Origin of the sequence: Methylibium sp. (genome assembly GCF_035762065.1) — a bacterium.
GTDB lineage: Bacteria > Pseudomonadota > Gammaproteobacteria > Burkholderiales > Burkholderiaceae_C > Methylibium.
In genome coordinates, this window is record NZ_DASTPW010000035.1 from 1 (window position 1) to 20,653 (window position 20,653).

General features: G+C 69.8%; 14 protein-coding genes and 1 pseudogene. 7 read left to right on the top strand and 8 right to left on the bottom strand.

Going from position 1 to position 20,653, the window contains the following annotated elements:
• On the top strand, positions 1 to 1,649 hold a 1,649-nt coding region (locus VFR90_RS09420), incomplete at its 5' end, for a sodium-translocating pyrophosphatase (RefSeq protein WP_326405867.1).
• 65 nt (positions 1,650 to 1,714) lie between these two features.
• On the opposite strand, the gene gloA is transcribed toward VFR90_RS09420, so the two are convergent.
• From gloA to aceE, 4 genes are read right to left on the bottom strand one after another with little or no spacing between them, the layout of a single operon-like run.
• On the bottom strand, positions 1,715 to 2,251 hold the full coding sequence (gene gloA / locus VFR90_RS09425) for a lactoylglutathione lyase (RefSeq protein WP_326405868.1): 537 nt from the start codon (positions 2,249 to 2,251) through the stop codon (positions 1,715 to 1,717).
• 4 nt (positions 2,252 to 2,255) lie between these two features.
• Complete coding sequence (gene lpdA / locus VFR90_RS09430) at positions 2,256 to 4,079, bottom strand: dihydrolipoyl dehydrogenase (RefSeq protein ID WP_326405869.1); 1,824 nt, start codon at positions 4,077 to 4,079, stop codon at positions 2,256 to 2,258.
• 10 nt (positions 4,080 to 4,089) lie between these two features.
• A complete protein-coding gene (gene aceF, locus VFR90_RS09435) occupies positions 4,090 to 5,799 on the bottom strand; it encodes a dihydrolipoyllysine-residue acetyltransferase (RefSeq protein WP_326405870.1) in 1,710 nt (569 codons plus the stop codon).
• A 36-nt stretch (positions 5,800 to 5,835) separates the two neighbouring features.
• On the bottom strand, positions 5,836 to 8,562 hold the full coding sequence (aceE, locus tag VFR90_RS09440) for a pyruvate dehydrogenase (acetyl-transferring), homodimeric type (protein ID WP_326405871.1): 2,727 nt from the start codon (positions 8,560 to 8,562) through the stop codon (positions 5,836 to 5,838).
• Between the two features lie 191 nt (positions 8,563 to 8,753).
• Here aceE and VFR90_RS09445 point away from each other — a divergent pair, with 191 nt between their 5' ends.
• The 4 genes from VFR90_RS09445 to VFR90_RS09460 all read left to right on the top strand — a co-directional run bounded on the left by VFR90_RS09445 (position 8,754) and on the right by VFR90_RS09460 (position 14,777).
• Positions 8,754 to 11,300 (top strand): PAS domain S-box protein, encoded by a 2,547-nt coding sequence (locus tag VFR90_RS09445; protein WP_326405872.1) that lies wholly within the window; start codon positions 8,754 to 8,756, stop codon positions 11,298 to 11,300.
• Between the two features lie 35 nt (positions 11,301 to 11,335).
• Positions 11,336 to 11,962, top strand: coding sequence for a response regulator transcription factor (locus tag VFR90_RS09450; RefSeq protein WP_326405873.1), 627 nt, complete (start codon positions 11,336 to 11,338; stop codon positions 11,960 to 11,962).
• Between the two features lie 127 nt (positions 11,963 to 12,089).
• A complete protein-coding gene (locus VFR90_RS09455) occupies positions 12,090 to 14,123 on the top strand; it encodes a M3 family metallopeptidase (protein WP_326405874.1) in 2,034 nt (677 codons plus the stop codon).
• A 30-nt stretch (positions 14,124 to 14,153) separates the two neighbouring features.
• Positions 14,154 to 14,777 carry a glutaredoxin family protein gene (locus VFR90_RS09460; RefSeq protein ID WP_326405875.1) on the top strand — a complete coding sequence of 208 codons (624 nt, stop codon included), beginning with the start codon at positions 14,154 to 14,156 and terminating at the stop codon, positions 14,775 to 14,777.
• 10 nt (positions 14,778 to 14,787) lie between these two features.
• Here the strand turns inward: VFR90_RS09460 and rpiA are convergent, their stop codons facing one another.
• Positions 14,788 to 15,450 carry a ribose-5-phosphate isomerase RpiA gene (gene rpiA / locus VFR90_RS09465; protein ID WP_326405876.1) on the bottom strand — a complete coding sequence of 221 codons (663 nt, stop codon included), beginning with the start codon at positions 15,448 to 15,450 and terminating at the stop codon, positions 14,788 to 14,790.
• 57 nt (positions 15,451 to 15,507) lie between these two features.
• On the opposite strand from rpiA, the gene VFR90_RS09470 reads away from it, so the two are divergent.
• A complete protein-coding gene (locus VFR90_RS09470) occupies positions 15,508 to 16,551 on the top strand; it encodes a quinone-dependent dihydroorotate dehydrogenase (protein WP_326405877.1) in 1,044 nt (347 codons plus the stop codon).
• Positions 16,552 to 16,587: 36 nt separating this feature from the next.
• Positions 16,588 to 17,934 carry a cation:proton antiporter gene (locus VFR90_RS09475; RefSeq protein ID WP_326405878.1) on the top strand — a complete coding sequence of 449 codons (1,347 nt, stop codon included), beginning with the start codon at positions 16,588 to 16,590 and terminating at the stop codon, positions 17,932 to 17,934.
• On the opposite strand, the gene VFR90_RS09480 is transcribed toward VFR90_RS09475, so the two are convergent.
• From VFR90_RS09480 to VFR90_RS09490, 3 genes and pseudogenes are all read right to left on the bottom strand, one after another.
• On the bottom strand, positions 17,904 to 19,139 hold the full coding sequence (locus tag VFR90_RS09480; protein ID WP_326405879.1) for a 3-deoxy-D-manno-octulosonic acid transferase: 1,236 nt from the start codon (positions 19,137 to 19,139) through the stop codon (positions 17,904 to 17,906). The two genes, VFR90_RS09475 and VFR90_RS09480, sit on opposite strands and share 31 nt — an antisense overlap.
• A 38-nt stretch (positions 19,140 to 19,177) precedes the next feature.
• Positions 19,178 to 20,155 carry a lipopolysaccharide heptosyltransferase I gene (gene waaC / locus VFR90_RS09485; RefSeq protein ID WP_326405880.1) on the bottom strand — a complete coding sequence of 326 codons (978 nt, stop codon included), beginning with the start codon at positions 20,153 to 20,155 and terminating at the stop codon, positions 19,178 to 19,180.
• 326 nt (positions 20,156 to 20,481) lie between these two features.
• Positions 20,482 to 20,653: pseudogene (locus VFR90_RS09490) on the bottom strand (phosphomannomutase/phosphoglucomutase); the annotation flags it as partial.

Consider the following 20,653-nt stretch of genomic DNA (forward strand, 5'->3'; position numbering starts at 1 on the left):
TCTCGATCTTCGCGCGGCTCGGCGGCGGCATCTTCACCAAGGGTGCCGACGTCGGCGCCGACCTGGTGGGCAAGGTCGAGGCCGGCATTCCTGAGGACGACCCGCGCAATCCGGCGGTGATCGCCGACAACGTCGGCGACAACGTCGGCGACTGCGCCGGCATGGCCGCCGACCTCTTCGAGACCTACGCCGTCACGCTGATCGCGACGATGGTCCTCGGCGCGCTGATGGTCACGGCCGCGCCGATGCAGGCCGCGCTCTATCCGCTGGCACTCGGCGGCTTCTCGATCATCGCGTCGATCATCGGCTGCAGCGCGGTGAAGGCGACGCCCGAGATGAAGAACGTGATGCCGGCGCTCTACAAGGGGCTGATCGTCGCGGGCGTGATCTCGCTCGTCGGCTTCTACTTCATCACCGCGTGGATCGTGCCGGACAACGCGCTGTACGCGAGCGGCACGCAGCTGCGCCTGTTCGGCACCGCGGTCGTCGGCCTCGTGCTGACCGCGGCGCTGGTGTGGATCACCGAGTACTACACGGGCACGCAGTACGCGCCGGTCAAGCACGTGGCGCAGGCCTCGACCACCGGCCACGGCACCAACGTGATCGCGGGCCTGGGCGTCTCGATGCGCTCGACCGCGTGGCCGGTGGTGTTCGTGTGCATCGCGATCCTCGCGTCGTATGCGCTCGGCGGCCTGTACGGCATCGCGATCGCGGCAACCTCGATGCTGAGCCTCGCCGGCATCGTCGTCGCGCTCGATGCCTACGGCCCGATCACCGACAACGCCGGCGGCATCGCCGAGATGTCCGAACTGCCCTCGAGCGTGCGCGACATCACCGACCCGCTCGACGCCGTCGGCAACACCACCAAGGCCGTCACGAAGGGCTATGCGATCGGCTCGGCCGGCTTGGCCGCGCTGGTGCTCTTCGCCGACTACACGCACACGCTCGAAGCCGCCGGCAAGCTGGTGAGCTTCGACCTCAGCAATCCGAACGTGATCATCGGCCTGTTCATCGGCGGCCTGATCCCCTACCTGTTCGGCGCGATGGCGATGGAAGCCGTCGGCCGCGCCGCGGGCTCGGTGGTGGTCGAGGTGCGCCGCCAGTTCAAGGAGATCCCCGGGATCATGGAAGGCACCGCGAAGCCGCAGTACGGCAAGGCCGTCGACATGCTCACCACCGCGGCGATCAAGGAAATGATCGTGCCGAGCCTGCTGCCGGTGGTGGTGCCGATCGCGGTCGGCCTGCTGCTCGGGCCGGCCGCGCTGGGCGGACTGCTGATGGGCACCATCGTCACCGGCCTCTTCGTGGCAATCAGCATGTGTACCGGCGGCGGTGCCTGGGACAACGCCAAGAAGTACATCGAGGAAGGCCATCACGGCGGCAAGGGCAGCGAGGCGCACAAGGCCGCCGTCACCGGCGACACGGTCGGCGATCCCTACAAGGACACGGCCGGGCCGGCGGTGAACCCGCTGATCAAGATCATCAACATCGTGGCGTTGCTGATCGTGCCGCTGCTGCCGGCCGCCGGCATGTTCGGCGGCAGCGCCGCACCGCATGCCACCGCGCCGGTGGACAAGCCGGCCATCGTCGCCCCTTCCGAGGCGAAGACGGCGAGCGTCAAGGTGGAGGACGGTGTCGCGAAGTTCTAGACCGCGCTGCCGCCGACGAATCGACAAGGCCCGCCGACGCGGGCCTCGTCGTTTGCGCGGCTCGTTCAGCGTCCCAGCTGCCCCGCGCGCGACGCCTGCACGATCTCGATCCAGTAGCCGTCCGGATCCTTGATGAAGGCGACGTCGCGCATCTTGCCCTGCTCGGGGCGCTTGACGTAGCTCACGCCGTTACCGTCGAACCAGGCCACCGCGGCTTCGAGGTCGGGCACCGAGAAGCAGATGTGGCCGAAGCCCTGCGGCTTGGCGTTGCCGTCGTGGTAGGCGAAGTCGCTGTCGAGCTCGGTGCCCCAGTTGTGCGTCAGCTCGAGGATGCCGCGCTGCGCGAAGGTCCATCGCGTGCGCTCGGCCAGGTCTTCCGGCGGTGCATCGGCATGGCCGGCCGCGTGCAGGAAATACAGCGAGAACTTCATCTCCGCGAAGTCGAGCTTGCGCAGCACACGCATGCCGAGCACGCGCGTGTAAAAGTCGAGCGAGACCTGCGGGTCCTTGACGCGCAGCATGCTGTGGTTGAGCACGAAGCCGCGCGTCGCGGCATCGGGGGCGGCACAGACGCCGGGATGGGTTTCGGTGGCGAAGGCCATGGCGTCAGCGCCTTGCCGGCGGCAGGTCGGTGCACGAACCGTGCGCGACTTCGGCCGCCATGCCGATGCTCTCGCCGAGCGTCGGGTGCGGGTGGATGGTCTTGCCGATGTCGACCGCGTCGGCCCCCATCTCGATCGCGAGCGCGATCTCGCCGATCATGTCGCCGGCATGCGTGCCGACGATGCCGCCGCCGACGATGCGGTGCGTGGCCTCGTCGAACAGCAGCTTGGTGAAGCCCTCGTCGCGGCCGTTGGCGATCGCGCGGCCCGAGGCCGTCCACGGGAACAGCCCCTTCTTTAGCTTGACGCCCTTGGCCTTGGCCTCGTCCTCGGTGAGGCCGACCCACGCCACTTCCGGGTCGGTGTAGGCCACGCTCGGGATCACGCGCGCGTTGAAGCTGCTCGTCGAAAGCTTCGCGTCGCCGAGCACCGCGCCCGCCGCGACCTCGGCCGCGACGTGCGCCTCGTGCACCGCCTTGTGGGCGAGCATCGGCTGGCCGACGATGTCGCCGATCGCGAAGATGTGCGCGACGTTCGTGCGCATCTGGACGTCGACCGGGATGAAGCCGCGCTCGCCGACGATGACGCCGGCCTTGTCGGCGTCGATTTTCTTGCCGTTCGGCGTGCGCCCCACGGCCTGCAGCACGAGGTCGTAGAGCTGCGGCTCCTTCGGCGCGCCCTCGCCTTCGAAGCTCACGCGGATGCCGTCCTTCGTCGCCTCGGCGCCCACCGTCTTGGTCTTGAGCATGACCTTGTCGAAGCGACTGGCGTTCATCTTCTGCCAGACCTTGACGAGGTCGCGGTCCGCGCCCTGCATCAGGCCGTCGAGCATCTCCACGACGTCGAGCCGCGCGCCGAGCGTCGAGTACACCGAGCCCATCTCGAGGCCGATGATCCCGCCGCCGACGACGAGCATCTTCTTCGGGGTCTGGCGCAGTTCGAGCGCGCCGGTGGAATCGACGATGCGCTCGTCGTTCGGCAGGAAGGGCAGCCGCACCGCCTGCGATCCCGCGGCGATGATGGCCTGCTTGAACTTGACGACCTGAGCCCTGCCCGTGGTCGCCTGCGCCTCGCCCGAGGTCTCGTCGACCTTCACGTGATGCGGATCGACGAACTTGGCGGTGCCGCGCACCACCGTCACCTTGCGCATCTTGGCCATCTGCGCCAGCCCGCCGGTGAGCTTGCCGACGACCTTCGACTTGTGCGCGCGCAGCTTGGCGACGTCGATCGTCGGCGCCGCATAGCTCACGCCGAGATCGGCGAAGTGGCTCACCTCGTCCATCACCGCGGCCACGTGCAGCAGCGCCTTCGACGGGATGCAGCCGACGTTGAGGCAGACGCCGCCGAGGCTGGCGTAGCGCTCGACCAGCACCACCTTCAAGCCGAGGTCGGCGCCGCGGAAGGCGGCCGAGTAGCCGCCGGGGCCGGCGCCGAGCACGAGCAGGTCGCATTCGAGATCGGCGCCGCCGGCGTGCGTCGCGGCGGGCGGCGCGACCTCGCTTCGAGACTCGGGCACGGGCGCCGCGGGCGCGGGCGCGGGCGCCTGCGACTCGCCCGGGATCGGCGCGCGCGGCGCCGCGCTCGCGGAGGCCTGCGATTCGAGCGACAGGATCACGCTGCCCTCGCTCACCGTGTCGCCCAGCCCGAGCTTGAGCTCCTTGACGATGCCGGCATGGCTCGACGGAATCTCCATCGACGCCTTGTCGCTCTCCACGGTGATCAGGCTCTGCTCGGCAGCGACGGTGTCGCCCGGCTTGACCAGCACCTCGATGACGGCAACGTCCTTGAAGTCGCCGATGTCAGGAACCTTGATGTCGATCGTCGGCATCCTGCGCTCCTTAGAGCAGCACCCGGCGGAAGTCCGCCAGGATCTGAGCCAGGTAGGCGTTGAAGCGCGCCGCCGCCGCGCCGTCGATCACGCGGTGGTCCCAGCTCAGCGACAGCGGCAGGATCAGCCGTGGCACGAAGGCCTTGCCGTCCCACACCGGCTTCGTCGCGCTCTTGCACACGCCAAGGATCGAGACCTCCGGCGCGTTGATGATCGGCGTGAAGTAGGTGCCGCCGATGCCGCCGAGCGAGCTGATGGAGAAGCAGCCGCCGCTCATGTCGGCCGGCCCGAGCTTGCCGTCGCGCGCCTTCTTCGCGAGTTCGGTCATCTCCTGGCTGATCGCGAGCACGCCCTTCTTGTCGGCGTCCCTGATGACCGGCACGACGAGGCCGTTCGGCGTGTCGGCCGCGAAGCCGATGTGGAAGTACTGCTTGAGGACGATCTGCTCGCCGTCGAGCGAGGCATTGAACTCGGGGAACTTCTTCAGCGCCGCGACCGCCGCCTTGATGAGGAAAGCCAGCATCGTGACCTTGATGCCGCTCTTCTCGTTTTCCTTGTTGAGCTGCACCCGGACGGCTTCGAGCTCGGTGATGTCGGCATCGTCGTGGTTGGTGACGTGCGGGATCACGACCCAGTTGCGATGCAGGTTCGCGCCGCTGATCTTCTTGATGCGGCTCAGGTCCTTGCGCTCGACCGGGCCGAACTTGGCGAAGTCGACCTTCGGCCAAGGCAGCAGTTCGAGGCCCACGCCCGAGCCGCCAGCCGGCATGGCCTTCACCGCCGGCGCGGCGCCCCGGCCGCCGCCCGTGCCCTGCATCACGCCCTTGACGAAACCCTGCACGTCCTCGGCGGTGATGCGGCCCTTCGAGCCGCTGCCCTTGACCTGATCGAGCGGCACGCCCAGTTCACGCGCGAAGCGGCGCACCGACGGCGACGCATGCGGCAGGTGGCCGCCGGGCGTGGCCGGCTCGTGCGGCGGCAAGGCGGCGGTCGGCTGGGTGCGCTCGACCGGCTGGCTCGCAAGCGCCGCGGGTCCAGCGGCCGGCGCGACCGGCGCGGCTTCGGGCGACGCCGTCGGCTGCGCCGCAGCGGCCGTCGCCGGCGCGCCGGCCGACGCCAGCTTGACGATCGGCGTGCCCTTGGAGACCTTGTCGCCGATCTTCACCAGCAGGCTCTCGACGGTGCCGGCGTGGCTCGACGGGATCTCCATCGACGCCTTGTCGCTTTCGACCGTGATCAGGCTCTGCTCGGGCTTCACCGCGTCGCCGGGCTTGACCAGCAGCTCGATCACCGCGACCTCGTCGAAGTCGCCGATGTCCGGCACGACGATCTCGACCGGCGCGCCGGCCGCGGCCGGCGCCGCAGGCACGGCCGCCGGAGCCGGCGTGCTCTTGACCGCGGGCTGCGCCGCCGGCGAGGGGGCCGGCGCGACCGCGGCGGCGGCACCGGCACCGGCACCGGCACCGGCACCGGCACCGGCACCGGCAGCCTCGACCGTCAGCACCACCGTGCCCTCGCTGACCTTGTCGCCGAGCTCGACGCGCAGTTCGTTCACCACCCCGGCGTGGCTCGAGGGGATCTCCATCGAGGCCTTGTCGCTCTCGACCGTGATGAGGCTTTGCTCCGCCTTGATCGTGTCGCCCGGCTTGACGAGCACCTCGATGACCGCGACCTGATCGAAGTCCCCGATGTCGGGGACCTTCACTTCCACCAGCGCCATGTTGTTGTCTCCGTGCGCGCGAGTCGCGCGGGCGTGTTATGCGTAGAGCGGGTTGATCTTGTCGGCGTCGATGCGGTACTTCGCGATGGCCTCGGCCACTTTCGCCACCGGCAGCGCACCATCGTCGGCCAGCGCCTTCAGGGCCGCGACCACGACGTAGTGGCGGTTCACCTCGAAGTGCTCGCGCAGCTTGGTGCGGAAGTCGCTGCGGCCGAAGCCGTCGGTACCCAGCACCTTGTAGCTGCGCCCCTTCGGGATGAAGGCGCGGATCTGCTCGGCGTAGTTCTTCATGTAGTCGGTCGAGGCGATCACCGGGCCGGCGTGCGGCTCGAGCTGCTGCGTCACGAAGGGCACGCGCGGCTGCTTGTCGGTGGGATGCAGCAGGTTCCAGCGCTCGGCGTCCTGGCCGTTGCGGGCCAACTCGTTAAAGCTGGGGCAGCTCCAGACGTTGGCGCCGACGCCCCAGTCGTTCTCCAGCAGCTCCTTGGCCGCGATCGACTCGCGCAGGATCGTGCCGCTGCCGAGCAGATTGACCTTCGGCGCGTCCTTCTGCTTCTGCGCGCCCGCCTCCTGCAGCAGGTACATGCCCTTGAGGATCTGCTGCTCGGTGCCGCCCTTCAGGCCCGGCTGCGGGTAGTTCTCGTTGAGCAGCGTCAAGTAGAAGTAAACGTTCTCCTGCTTCTCCACCATGCGCTTCAAGCCGTCGTGAATGATCACGGCGACCTCGTGCGCGAAGCTCGGGTCATAGCTGATGCAGTTGGGAATCGTGCCCGCGAGGATGTGGCTGTGGCCGTCCTCGTGCTGCAGGCCTTCGCCGTTGAGCGTGGTGCGCCCCGAAGTGCCGCCCAGCAGGAAGCCGCGCGCCTGCATGTCGCCGGCGGCCCAGGCCAAGTCACCGATGCGCTGGAAGCCGAACATCGAGTAGTAGACGAAGAACGGAATCATCACGCGGTTGTTCGTCGAGTACGACGTCGCCGCGGCGATCCAGCTGCTCATGCCGCCCGCTTCGTTGATGCCTTCCTGCAGCACCTGGCCGGCCTTGTCTTCCTTGTAGTACATGACCTGGTCCTTGTCGACCGGCGTGTACTGCTGCCCCGCGGGGTTGTAGATGCCGATCTGGCGGAACAGGCCCTCCATGCCGAAGGTGCGCGCCTCGTCAACGAGGATGGGCACGGTGCGCGGGCCGAGCGCCTTGTCGCGCAGCAGCGCATTGAGGCAACGCACGAAGGCTTGCGTCGTGCTGATCTCGCGGCCTTCGGGCGTCGCGTCGAGCACCGCCTGGAACGCGGAGAGCTCGGGCACGGGGAGCTGCTCGCTCGCCTTCGCGCGGCGCTTCGGCAGGTAGCCGCCGAGCGCCTTGCGGCGCGCGTGCAGGTACTGCATCTCCGGCGTGTCGTCGGCCGGCTTGTAGAAGGGGATGTCCGCCAGCTTGTCGTCGGGGATCGGGATGTTGAAGCGGTCGCGGAAGGCCTTCACGTCCTCGTCGACGAGCTTCTTCGTCTGGTGAGCGGTGTTCTTGCCCTCGCCGATCTTGCCCATGCCGAAGCCCTTGACCGTCTTGATCAGCAAGACCGTCGGCTGGCCCTTGTGCGTGGTGGCCGCGTGATAAGCGGCATGGACCTTGTGCGGATCGTGGCCGCCGCGGTTCAGGCGCCAGATGTCGTCGTCGGACAGCTTCGCGACCATCTCCAGCAGCTTCGGGTGCTGGCCGAAGAAGTGCTTGCGCACGAAAGCGCCGTCGTTGGCCTTCATCGCCTGGTAGTCGCCGTCGACCGTCTCCATCATCACCTTGCGCAACAGGCCTTCCTTGTCGCGCGCGAGCAGCGGGTCCCAGTAGCTGCCCCAGATCAGCTTGATGACGTTCCAGCCGGAGCCGCGGAACTCCCCTTCGAGCTCCTGGATGATCTTGCCGTTGCCGCGCACCGGGCCGTCGAGCCGCTGCAGGTTGCAGTTGATGACGAAGATCAGGTTGTCGAGCTTTTCGCGCGCCGCGAGGCTGATCGCGCCGAGCGATTCCGGCTCGTCCATCTCGCCGTCGCCGCAGAAGACCCACACCTTGCGGTTCTCGGTGTTCGCGATGCCGCGCGCGTGCAGGTACTTCAGGAAGCGCGCCTGGTAGATCGCCATCAGCGGGCCGAGGCCCATCGACACCGTCGGGAACTGCCAGAACTCGGGCATCAGCTTCGGGTGCGGATAGCTCGACAGGCCCTTGCCGTCGACCTCCTGGCGGAAATGCAGCAGCTGCTCTTCGGTGATGCGGCCTTCCATGAAGGCGCGCGCGTAGATGCCTGGCGAGCTGTGGCCTTGGATGTAGAGGAGATCGCCGCCGTGGGTGCCGCCGGCGTCGGTGTCGTCGGCGTGCCAGAAGTGGTTGAAGCCGGCGCCGAACATCGTCGCGAGCGACGCGAAGCTGGAAATGTGGCCGCCGAGGTCGCCGCCGTCGGCCGGGTCGAGGCGGTTCGCCTTGACGACCATCGCCATCGCGTTCCAGCGCATGTAGGCGCGCAGGCGCTCTTCGACGTCGATCCGCCCCGGGCTGTGCTGCTCCTGGCCGGCGGGGATTGTGTTGACGTAGGGCGTGGTGGCCGAGAACGGCACGTCGATGCCGGCTTGACGCGCCTCGGCGATCAAGCGCTCGAGCAGGAAATGCGCGCGCTCGGGGCCTTCGCTGTCGATGACGGCGGCCAGCGCGTCGAGCCATTCGCGGGTCTCGAGGTTGTCGGTGTCGGTGCTGTCGTTGGCGGCCTGCGGCAGGGCGGACATGGCGGTCTCCTGTGATTGACGGCCGGGCGGTCACCGGCGACGGGCGCGAGTCTCGCACGGTTTCCGGATAACGCGACAGCGTTTTGCATAAAGAAATCTTCCGGCAGAGCGGCACCTTCTCTCGGCGGCGGCCAAGGGCCTCGGCACATGAGGCCAGCCTTGCCTTCGAAGCGCCACCGGATAATCCCCGGATGCAGTGGCATGCCTCGGACCTTGGCGCTCAGCGTTCTTCCCCGGCACTGCCGCCCCGTCTGCTGCGGCGCTGGTGGAAGCGGCTCACGCCGGCCCGGCAGGACCGTTTCGCAACCTTCGGCCCGCTGCTTTCGGTGCTGCTGTTCCTCGCCGCGATGGTCACCGCGTTCTGGTATCTGCGCACCGAGGAGTTCGACCGCGAGCAGGAGTCGGTCAAGCGCGACACCGAGATCGCGCAGCAGCAGATCCGCTTGCGCCTGATCGAGAACCAGGAGCAGCTGCTGCGCATGGCGCGCGAGATCGCGACCCGGGCAATCGATGGCGACGACATCCCCGGCCAGGCCCTGAGCTTCAGTCGCGCGCGCCCCGAGGTGCTCGGCCTCGCCTGGTTCGGCGCCGACGGGCTGGTGAAGCTCGAACACTTGTCGGCCAACCACCCGTCCGAGCTGATGCGCCCGGTGCCGGGCGACACGCCGGCCGTCGCGCCGAGCGCCGAAAGCGAGACGGCCTGGGCCTTCGCCACCGCACGCGAGTTGCGCCAGCCGGTGTACTCGCGTCCCTATGAAACGGCGGGCAAGGTCTCCGTCTTCCAGATCCACGTGCCGCTGCTCGACCGCAACGCCTTCGCCGGCACGCTGGCGATCGAGTACTCCGTCGAGGCCTTGCTGCGCCAGCTGGTGCCTTCGGAAGTGACGCGCCGGCACGCCATCAGCCTGCTCGACGGCAACGATCGCGTGCTCGCCAGCAGCGTCTCGCGCGAGCCCGATGCAAGCAACCGCCGCGGCGGCTTCGTCGAAGCGGTGCCGCTCGCGCCGGCGAACAACGGCATCGTGGTGCGGGGTCAGGGCTGGCGCACGTCGATCGGCCTGATCGGCAATGCGCTGTTCTGGATGGTGGTGGCGCTTTCGGCGCTGACGGTGTGGATGCTGCTCGGCAGCTGGCGCCACATGCGCCGGCGCGCGCAGATCCAGAGCACGCTGGTCTCCGAGACGAATTTCCGTCGCGCGATGGAGAACTCCATGCTCACCGGCATGCGGGCCATGGATCTCGAAGGCCGCATCACCTACGTGAATCCGGCGTTCTGCGCGATGACCGGCTTCTCCGAAGACGAGCTGATCGGCCGCTGGCCGCCCTTCCCCTACTGGCCGCCGGACCGCATCGAGGAGAACACGCGGCTGCTGCAGCAGGAACTGCAGGGGCGCAGCCCGGCCGGGGGCGTCGAGATCCGCATCATGCGCAAGGACGGCATGGTGTTCGACGCACGGATGTACGTCTCGCCACTGATCGACGCGCGTGGCCACCAGACCGGCTGGATGACGTCGATGACCAACATCACCGAGGCGAAGCGCATCCGCGATCAGCTCACCGCTTCGCACGAGCGCTTCACCACCGTGCTCGAAGGACTGGAGGCGGCCGTCTCGGTGCTTTCGGTCGCGCAGGGCGAGCTGCTGTTCGCGAACCGCTCCTATCGCCTGTGGTTCGGTGGCGACGCGCGCGGGCATTCGTGGCTCGCCGGCGCCGACGAGAACCTTGCGCTGCTGCGCGAGTCGGAGGACTCGGTCGACAGCTTCGGCGGCCTGCCCGCGCAGGAACTCACCGAGGCCTCGGCCGACGCGCGCGAGGTTTTCGTCGCGCGCCTGCAGAAGTGGTTCGACGTGCGCGCGCGCTACGTGCAGTGGACCGACGGCCGGCTCGCGCAGATGCTGATCGCCACCGACATCACCGCGCGCCGCCGTGCCGAGGAGCAGGCCGCGCACCAGGCCGAGAAGGCCCAAGTGACGAGCCGGCTGATCACGATGGGCGAGATGGCGTCGAGCGTCGCGCACGAACTGAACCAGCCGCTGACCGCGATCACCAACTACTGCAACGGCATGGTCTCGCGTGTGCGCGACGACGTGATCGACAAGCCGGCCTTGATCGCCGCACTCGAGAAGACCGCGCGGCAGGCGCAGCGCGCCGGCCAGATCATCCACCGCATCCGTGCCTTCGTGAAGCGCAGCGAGCCACAGCGCCAGCCCGCTCACGCGAAGGACATCGTCGAGGATGCGGTCGAGCTCGCGAGCATCGAGGTGCGCCGGCGCAACGTCGAGATCCGCAGCTACATCGCGCAGCGCATGCCGGAGTTGCGTGTCGATCCGATCCTGATCGAGCAGGTGCTTCTGAACCTGCTGAAGAACGCGGCCGAGGCGATCGACAACGCCAACCTGCCGAGCTCGCGCCGCCATATCGAACTGCGTGTCGTGCCGCGCCACACCGCCGAAGAAGGCGGCGTGATCGAGTTCAGCGTGACCGATCAAGGACCCGGTTTGAAGGAGGAAGTGCTGGCGCGCTTGTACGAAGCGTTCTTCTCGACCAAAGCCGATGGATTGGGCATCGGGCTGTCGCTGTGCCGCTCGATCGTCGAGTCCCATCGAGGGCGGATCCGTGCCGAGAATCTCTACAATGGCGCGGCGGTTGTCGGCTGCCGTTTCGCCTTCACGATCCCTGTCGAAGTGCCCGCTGTCGCCGCGGGGACAGCGACGGTCAAGTTGACCGAGACCTCGTGACTTTCCTCGTCGCAACTGTCCCCAAAGGCGCACGCATGAGCTTGATCCCGAAGAAGGGCACCGTCTATGTCGTCGACGACGACGAAGCGGTCCGCGACTCCTTGCAGTGGCTGCTCGAAGGCAAGGACTACCGCGTCAAGTGCTTCGACTCGGCCGAGTCTTTCCTCTCCCGATTCGATCCGCGCGAAGTCGCCTGCCTGATCGCCGACATCCGCATGGACGGCATGAGCGGCCTCGAATTGCAGGACCGTCTCGTCGAGCGCAAGAGCCCGCTGCCGGTCGTCTTCATCACCGGCCACGGCGACGTGCCGATGGCCGTCACGACGATGAAGAAGGGCGCGATGGACTTCATCGAGAAGCCCTTCCGCGAAGACGAGCTGCTCGGCTTGGTCGAACGCATGCTCGACCAGGCCCGCGCCGCCTTCAGCCAGCACCAGGAGGCCGCGAGCCGTGACGCGCTGCTGAGCCGCCTCACCACGCGCGAAGCACAGGTGCTGGAGCGCATCGTCGCCGGCCGGCTCAACAAGCAGATCGCCGACGACCTTGGCATCAGCATCAAGACGGTGGAGGCGCACCGCGCCAACATCATGGAAAAGCTGAACGCCAACACGGTTGCCGACCTGCTGAAGATCGCGCTCGGCGCGACCGCCGTCAAAGCCTAAGCCGACCGTCGCGGTGGCTATCGCGGCCATCGACCCTCGCGGGGCTCGGATTCGCCCATCCGCGCGAAACTTCTTGGCCGCCGCGACGCTCGATCGCGGTCCGTCCGTTTGCCGTTGGCGAGGTCCCATGTCCAATCCCCTGCTCGACACCCGCGGCCTGCCGCGCTTCGACGAAGTCCGCGCCGAGCATGTCGCGCCGGCGGTGAGCAGCCTGCTTGCCGAGGCCGAGGCCGCGCTCGAACGCGCGACCGGCACCGAGGTGCCGGCCGACTACGAAGCGCTGTCCGCGGTCCTCGACGTCGCGACCGAACGCCTCGGCCGTGCCTGGGGCGCCGTCGCTCATCTCAACGCGGTGGCCGACACGCCCGAGCTGCGCGCCGCCTACACGGAGGCGCTGCCGAGGGTCACCGAATTCATGACGCGCCTCGGCGCCGACGAGCGGCTCTACGCGAAGTACAAGGCGATCGACCGCGAAGGCCTCGGGCCGGCGCGTCGCCAGGCCTTGTCGAACGCGATGCGCGATTTCGTGCTTTCGGGCGCGGAGCTGCACGGCGCCGACAAGGAGCGCTTCGCCCAGATCCAGACGCGCCAGGCCGAACTCGGCCAGCAGTTCTCGGAACACGTGCTCGACGCCACCGACGCCTGGAAGCTCGAGGTCCCCGCCGCGCGGCTGGACGGCGCGCCCGAGGACGTGATCGCGGCGACCCGCATCGCCGACAAGCCGGGCGTCCACCGCCTCGCGCTGCACATGCCGGTCTACCTGCCGCTGATGCAGTACGCGCGCGACCGCGCGCTGCGCGAAACGCTGTACCGCGCCTACGTCACCCGGGCCTGCGAGCAAGGCCCCGCCGAACGCGACAACGGCCCCGTGATGCGCGAGATCCTTGCGCTGCGCCACGAGGAAGCACGCCTGCTCGGCCATGCCGACTTCGCCAGCGTCTCGCTGGTACCGAAGATGGCCGACACGCCCGAGCAGGTCGTCGCTTTCCTGCGCGACCTCGCGCGCCGCGCTCGCCCGCATGCCGAGCGCGACCTCGCCGAGCTGCGCGACTTCGCCGCGAAGGAGCTGGGTCTGCCCGACCTGCAGGCCTGGGACGTGCTCTACGCCTCCGAGCGGCTCAAGGAAGCCCGCTATGCCTTCAGCGACACCGAGGTGAAGCAGTACTTCACCGAGCCGAAGGTGCTCGCGGGGCTGTTCAGGATCATCGAGACGCTGTTCGAGGTGTCGATCCGCCCCGACACCGCGCCGGTGTGGAACGAGCACGTGCGCTTCTTCCGCATCGAGCGGCGCGGTGCGGCCGCGGACGCCGCGCCGCAGCTCGTCGGCCAGTTCTACCTCGACCCCTACGCACGCAGCGGCAAGCGCCCCGGCGCCTGGATGGACGACGTGCGCGGCCGCTGGCTGCGGCCGGAGGGCGGCCTGCAGACGCCGGTCGCGCATCTCGTCTGCAACTTCGCGTCGCCGGTTGCTGGCAAGCCAGCGCTGCTGTCGCACGACGACGTGACCACGCTGTTTCACGAGTTCGGCCACGGGCTGCACCACATGCTCACGCAGGTCGACGACATCGGCGTCGCAGGCATCTCGGGCGTCGAGTGGGATGCGGTCGAGCTGCCCAGCCAGTTCATGGAGAACTTCTGCTGGGAATGGGATGTGGTGCGGCACATGACCGCGCACGTCGACACCGGCGAGCCGCTGCCGCGCGAGCTGTTCGACAAGATGCTCGCGGCCAAGAACTTCCAGAGCGGCCTGCAGACGCTTCGGCAGGTCGAGTTCTCGTTGTTCGACATGCTGATCCACTCGGCCGCGCACGCCGGCCCGAAGAGCGCCGACGACATCCAGCAGGTGCTCGACGCGGTACGCGCCGAGGTCGCGGTGCTGCCCGCCCCTGCGTTCAACCGCTTCCAGCACAGCTTCAGCCACATCTTCGCGGGCGGCTATGCGGCCGGCTACTACAGCTACAAGTGGGCCGAGGTGCTGAGCGCCGACGCCTACGCGGCCTTCGAGGAGGAAGGCGTATTCAACCCGGCCGTCGGCCGGCGCTACCGCGAGTCCATCCTGGAAGCCGGCGGCAGCCGCAGCGCGATCGAGAACTTCAAGGCGTTCCGCGGCCGCGAACCGCGCATCGACGCGCTGCTGCGCCACCAGGGGATGGCAGACTGACCGCGCAGCGCCGTTCACCCAGGAGTCGCCATGCCCCGCCTTCACCGCCTTTGCGCCGTCTTTGGCCTGCTGGCCCTGGCCGCGCCGCTCACCTTCGCGCAATACAAGGTGATCGACGCCAACGGCCGCGTCACCTACACCGACCGGCCGCCGGTCACCAGCAACGACCGCATTCAACCGCTGCGCGCCACCGGCGGCGCCGCGGCACCGGCCTCGAACCTGCCCTTCGAGCTGCGCCAGACGGCCGAGCGCTACCCGGTCACGCTCTACAGCGGCGAGGGTTGCGAAGCCTGCCTAACGGGCCGCGCGATGCTGCGCCAGCGCGGCATCCCCTTCGTCGAGAAGACGGTCAAGACCGACGCCGACATCGCCGCCTTCAGGACGGCCGAGTCGAGCACGGAGCTGCCGGTGCTGCGCATCGGCAGCCAGCAGCTCAAGGGCTACAACGATGTCGAGTGGGCGAGCTACCTCGACGCCGCCGGCTACCCGAAGCAGTCGGCGCTGCCCCCGAGCTACCGGCCGCCCGAGCCCGTGCCGCTGACCGAGCCGAAGGCCGTCGCGAGCCAGGCCCGCCCCGCCGCGCCGGCCGCAGCGCCCGCGCCGGCCACGCTGCCGCCGGCCTTCGAGCGCGCGCCCGAAGGCATCCGCTTCTGATCCTCGCCGATCAGTAGGCGATCGTCCGCACGCCCTCCGGCGTGCCGAGCAGGCACAGGCTTGCCCGGTGGCGCGCGAAGACGCCGACCGTCAGCACGCCGGGCCACTGGCTGACCTCCTGCTCGAAGGCGAGCGGATCGTCGATCGCGAGGCCGTGCACATCGAGGATCGCGAGGCCGTTGTCCGTCACCACGCCTTCGCGCGGCACGGCGCGCCCACCGATCGCGGCGAAGCGCTGCACGAGCCGGGCCGCGGCCAGCGGCAGCACCTCCACCGGCAGCGGAAAGCGCCCGAGCACCTCGACGCGCTTGCTCGCATCGGCGATGCAGACGAAGCGCTCGCACAAGTCCGCCACCAGCTTTTCGCGGGTAAGCGCCGCGCCGCCGCCCTTGATCATGTTGCCGCGCGGATCGATCTCGTCGGCGCCGTCGACGTAGACCGGCAGCCGCTCCGCGATCGCGTCGATCCCGAACACCTCGATGCCGTGGCCGCGCAGCCGCTGCGTGCTGCGCTCCGAGCTCGATACCGCGCCGGCGATGCGCTGCCGGATCGTCGCGAGCGCGTCGATGAAGCAGTCCACCGTCGAGCCGGTGCCGACGCCGACGATGCGGCCGGGGACGACGTGGTCGAGCGCCGCGCGAGCGACCGCCTGCTTCATCTGCTGCGCGTCCATAAGTCGATCGGGTGAAAGAGGGGCGGCCATTGTGAAGTGGCGAAGACAATCGCCGCCATGCCGCTGCCCGCGATCCCCTACGCCCTCACCCGCCCCTTCCTGTTCGGCCTCGATGCGGAACAGGCGCACGAGCTGACGCTCGCGTCGATCGAGAAGCTGCAGAACACGCCGCTGCAATGCCTGTGGCAGCAGCCGCGCGTCGACGACCCGATCACGATCGCCGGCCTGCGCTTCGCGAACCGCGTCGGCCTCGCCGCCGGCCTCGACAAGAACGGCCGCTGCATCGACGGTCTCGGCGCCATGGGCTTCGGCTTCATCGAAGTCGGCACCGTCACGCCGCTCGCCCAGGCCGGCAACCCGAAGCCGCGCATCTTCCGGCTCACCGACGCCGAGGCGCTGATCAACCGGCTGGGCTTCAACAACGAAGGGCTCGCGGCCTTCATCGCGAACGTGCAACGCGCGCAGTACCGCAAGCGCGGCGGCATCCTCGGCCTGAACATTGGCAAGAACGCGGCGACGCCGATCGAGCGCGCCACCGACGACTACCTGCTCGGCCTCGACGGCGTCTACCCGCATGCCGACTACGTCACCGTCAACATCTCTAGCCCGAACACGCAGAACCTGCGCAGCCTGCAGAGCGACGCGGCGCTCGACGCACTGCTCGGCGCGCTCGTCGAGCGCCGCGAAGCACTCGCCACGCAGCACGCGCGGCGCGTGCCGATGCTCGTGAAGATCGCGCCCGATCTCGACGAAGCGCAGGTCGCGCTGATCGCCGCCGCCTTGCGGAAGCACGCGATCGACGGCGTGATCGCCACCAACACCACGCTCGCACGCGACGCGGTCCAGGGCCTGCCGCACGCAAGCGAGGTCGGCGGCCTGAGCGGCCGGCCGGTGCGCGCCGCGAGCGATCGCGTGATCGCGCAGCTGCGTGCCGCGCTGGGCGAGCGCTTTCCGATCGTCGGTGTCGGCGGCGTGATGAGCGCCGCCGACGCGCAGGCCAAACGCGCCGCGGGTGCCGACCTGGTGCAGATCTACACCGGCCTGATCTACCGCGGCCCGACACTCGTGCCGCAGATCGCGCGCGCGCTGAAACCCGGCTGACGGCGCAGGTTCGCGGCTTGCCTCCAGGCAAGCTGCATGGACTTCGCCCACTGGTCCACCCTCGTCGGCACGCTGCTGGTCGTGATGGCGCTGTCGGTGTCGCTGCTGCAGCGCGCGCCGCTGAGCAGCTCGATCGTCTACTTGGCCGTCGGTGCCGCGCTGAGCCCGTGGTGGACCGGCGCCTTGCAGCTCGACCTCCTCGAGCACGCCAGCTGGATCGAGCACCTCGCCGAAATCGTCGTGCTGATCTCGCTGTTCACCGCCGGGCTGAAGATGAGCTCGCACACCGGCGATCCGCGCTGGGCACTGCCGCTGCGGCTGGCGACCACCTCGATGCTGGTGACCGTCGTGCTGGTGACGCTGGTCGGCGTGCTGTTGCTGGGCCTGCCGCTCGGCGCGGCGGTGCTGCTCGGCGCGATCCTCGCGCCGACCGATCCGGTGCTCGCCTCCGACGTGCAGATCGCCGAACCCGGCGACCGCGACCGCCTGCGCTTCGCGCTCACCGGCGAAGGCGGGCTCAACGACGGCGCGGCGTTCCCGCTGGTGATGCTCGGCCTCGGCCTGCTCGGCGTGCACGAGCTGGGCCCGTTCGGGCTGCGCTGGGTCGCGATCGATCTTGTCTGGGCCACCGGCTGCGGCCTGGCGGTCGGCGCGCTGCTGGGCACGGGCATCGGCGAAGGCGTGCTGCATCTGCGCCGGCGCTACAAGTCGGCGGTCGGGCTCGACAACTTCATCGCGCTGGGCCTCACCGCGCTGGCCTACGGCATCGCCGCGCTGCTGCACGGCTACGGTTTCCTCGCGGTGTTCGCGGCCGGCTTCGCCTACCGCCGGGTCGAGCGGCGCGACGCCGCGAAGCGCGGAAGCACGCAGCCGGCCGCCGTCGATGCGCCGCCCGCCAGCCTGCCGGCCGCGCCCGGCCTCGACAACGCCGGCGAGCGCGAATCGCTCGCCACCCACGAGGCCAAGGCCGGCGCCTTCATGGCCCACGCGGCACTGAGCTTCAACGAGCAGATCGAGCGCATCGCCGAGGTGTTAGCGGTGGTGCTGGTCGGCGCGCTGCTGTGGTCGATCGCTTGGCGCGAGGCCTCGTGGCTGCTGGTCGTGCTGCTGCTGGTCGTCGTGCGGCCGGTGGCCGTCGCGATCGGGCTTGCGCGTTCCGACACCTCGCGGCTGCAGCGCCGGCTGATCGCCTGGTTCGGCATCCGCGGCATCGGCTCGATCTACTACCTGGCCTATTCGGTCACGCACGGCCTGCCGGCCGATCTGGCCGGGCGCATCGCGGCGCTGACGCTTGCCGTCGTCGCGGCCTCGGTGCTGCTGCATGGCGTGTCGGTCACGCCGCTGATGGCGTTCTACGAGCGGCGCAAGTCGCGCGCCTCCTGAATCACCGCACAGGCCATGCGCGCGGCGGCGCCGCGGTGCGCGGCGGCGAAGCCCAGGCCGTGTTCGCTCATCGCGGCGCGCTCGACGGCATCGCCCGCGATCGAAAGCGCGCGATCGACCGCGGCGTCGAGATCGGCCACGCGCGACGCTGCGCCGGCCTCGAGCGACTGCTCGGCCGCTTGCGCGAAGTTGAAGGTGTACGGGCCCATCACGACGGGGCAGCCGCAGGCGGCGGCCTCGATCAGGTTCTGGCCGCCCAGCGGCGCGAAGCTGCCGCCGAGCAGCGCGACCTGAGCGCAGCCGTAGTAGGCCGGCATCTCGCCGACGCTGTCGCCGAGCCAGACGTCGGCAGCCTCGGCCGGCGCGCCCTCACCCCAGCCGCTGCGGCGCGAAAGCCTGAAGCCGGCCTGCTCGATCAGCGCCGCCACTTCATCGAATCGCTGCGGATGCCGCGGCACGACGAGCAGCCGTGCCGCCGGTCGCGCGCGGCGCCAGGCGGCCAGCAGCGCCGCCTCCTCGCCTTCGCGCGTGCTCGCGGCCAGCACGGTCGGCCGCGCGCTCGAAGCGGCCCAGGCGCGCCCGCGTTCGAGCAGCGCAGCAGCCGGCGCCGCATCGAACTTCAGATTGCCCATCACCTCGACGCGCCGAGCGCCGGCCGCGCGCAGCCGCTGGGCATCGGACTCGGTCTGCGCGAGCACGCGGTCGAGTGCCGCGATCGCCGGCCCCAGCAGCGCCTGCGCGCGCCGGCCACGGCGCAGGCTGCGTTCGCTGAGCCGCGCGTTCGCCAGCAGCAGCGGCACGCCGGCGGCGCGTGCGCCTTCGATCAGGCCGGGCCAGATCTCGGTCTCCATCAGCACCCCGACCGCGGGGCGCGCCTGCGCGAAGAAGCGTTCGACGGCGCCCGGCAGGTCGTAAGGCAGCCAGCACTGTGCGTCGCCGCCGCGCAGCAACGCGCGGCCGGCTTCGCGGCCGGTGGCGGTGCCGTGCGTCAGCAGCAGGCGCAGGCCGGGCCGCTGCGCGCGCAGCGCGTCGATCAGCGCGGCCGCCGCGCGCGTCTCGCCGAGCGAGACCGCATGGATCCACACCGAGCCCGCGTCGAGGGGCGCGGTGTAGCGCCCGAAGCGCTCGCCGATCGCGTGGCGGTACAGCGGCTCGCGCCGGCCGCGCCACCACCAGCGCGCCACCACCAGTGGCGCGATCGCCACGAGCAAGACGCGATAGCCCGCCCGTGCCAGCGCCGCCTTCAAGCGACGCGCTCCCAGGCCTCGATCGCCTGCGCCACCGTCGGCGGCGCAGCCTCGCTCTGCTGCAGCACCGCGGTCTTCGGCTCCCAGTAGGCGGCGGCGCGCCAGGCCTTGTCCTCGACGAACAGCTGCACCGTCGGGCGGCCCAGCGTGGCGGCCATGTGGGTCAGGCCGGTGTCGAGGCCGATCGCGCCGTGCAGCCGCGTCAGCACCGCGGCGAGCCGGTCGAGCGCGAGCCGCGGCAGCACCGCGGCGTGCTCGCCGATGCCGGCGGCGATCGCGTCGGCGCGGTCGCGTTCGACCTCGTTGCCCCAGGGCAACCAGACCTTCGCGCCGCGCCGCGCGAGCGTCTGACCGAGCTCGACCCAGAAGCGCGCGCCGATCAGCTTCACCGGCTTGGCCGAGCCGTGCACCAGCAGCACCGCGCGCGGGTCGGCCCACAGCGCGTCGTCGGCCGCGACCTCGCCCGCACGCCACGGCACCCGCGGCGGCGCCTCGACCGCATGCCCGAGCGCCGATGCCACCAGCTGCCGCGAGCGATCGACCACATGGATGCGCGCCGGCATCCGCACCGCCTGCCCGTAGGCCCAGCGAGCGACGGGCTCGTAGGCCGAGCCGTCGGTGCGGTTGGCAAGGCCGTAGCGGAAGCCGCCCGGCTCGATGCGCGCCGCGCGCGCGACCGCGGCACTCTTCGCGAGCCCTTGCAGATCGATCACTGCGTCGTAGCTCTCGCGGCGCAGTTCGCGCCAGAAGGCGCCGATCTCGTCGCGCGAGCCGAGCACGTCGCCGCGCCAGCGACGCAGCGCGATCGGCACGATCCGCTCGATGCCCTGCATGCAGCGCGCGAGCGGCACGAAGGCTTCCTCGACGACCCAGTCGATCCGTGCGGCCGGATGCGCGTGCGCGATGTCGGGCAGCACCGCGGCGGCATGGACGATGTCGCCGAGCGACGAGAGACGGACGATCAGGACGCGCATCGGGCGGGAGTGTGCCGCGTGCCTTGTTTGGGATGGCTCGGGATCGGACCGTCGGCGCGCTCTGCTCCGCGACTGTCCCCCGGCCCGGAGTACCGGGCCTCCTCCTTTATGTCGCTGCGCAGAGCGCGCTGCCGTTCCGATCAAGCACGGACAGTCCTCTTCGACGGCTGAGGAACGGTTCCGGATCGCCGAGGGCATCGGGTGACCCCCGCAGCGAGGTCAAGGGGGAGGCGCGGTACTCCGGGCCGGAGACATGAGCGGAGGGGATCACCCGATGGGCTCGGCGCGCTCGAGCACCTCCAAGCCACCGAACCGAAGACAACGACTCAATGCGCCGCCTGCTGCACCTTCGCGTCCGGCTTCACCGCCCGCAGCGCCGCCATGAAGTCGTTCTCGATCCGGTGCAGCGCCGCTTCGGTGTGGCCTTCGAAGCGCAGCACCAGCACCGGCGTCGTGTTGCTGCCGCGGATCAGGCCGAAGCCGTCGGCGTAGTCGACG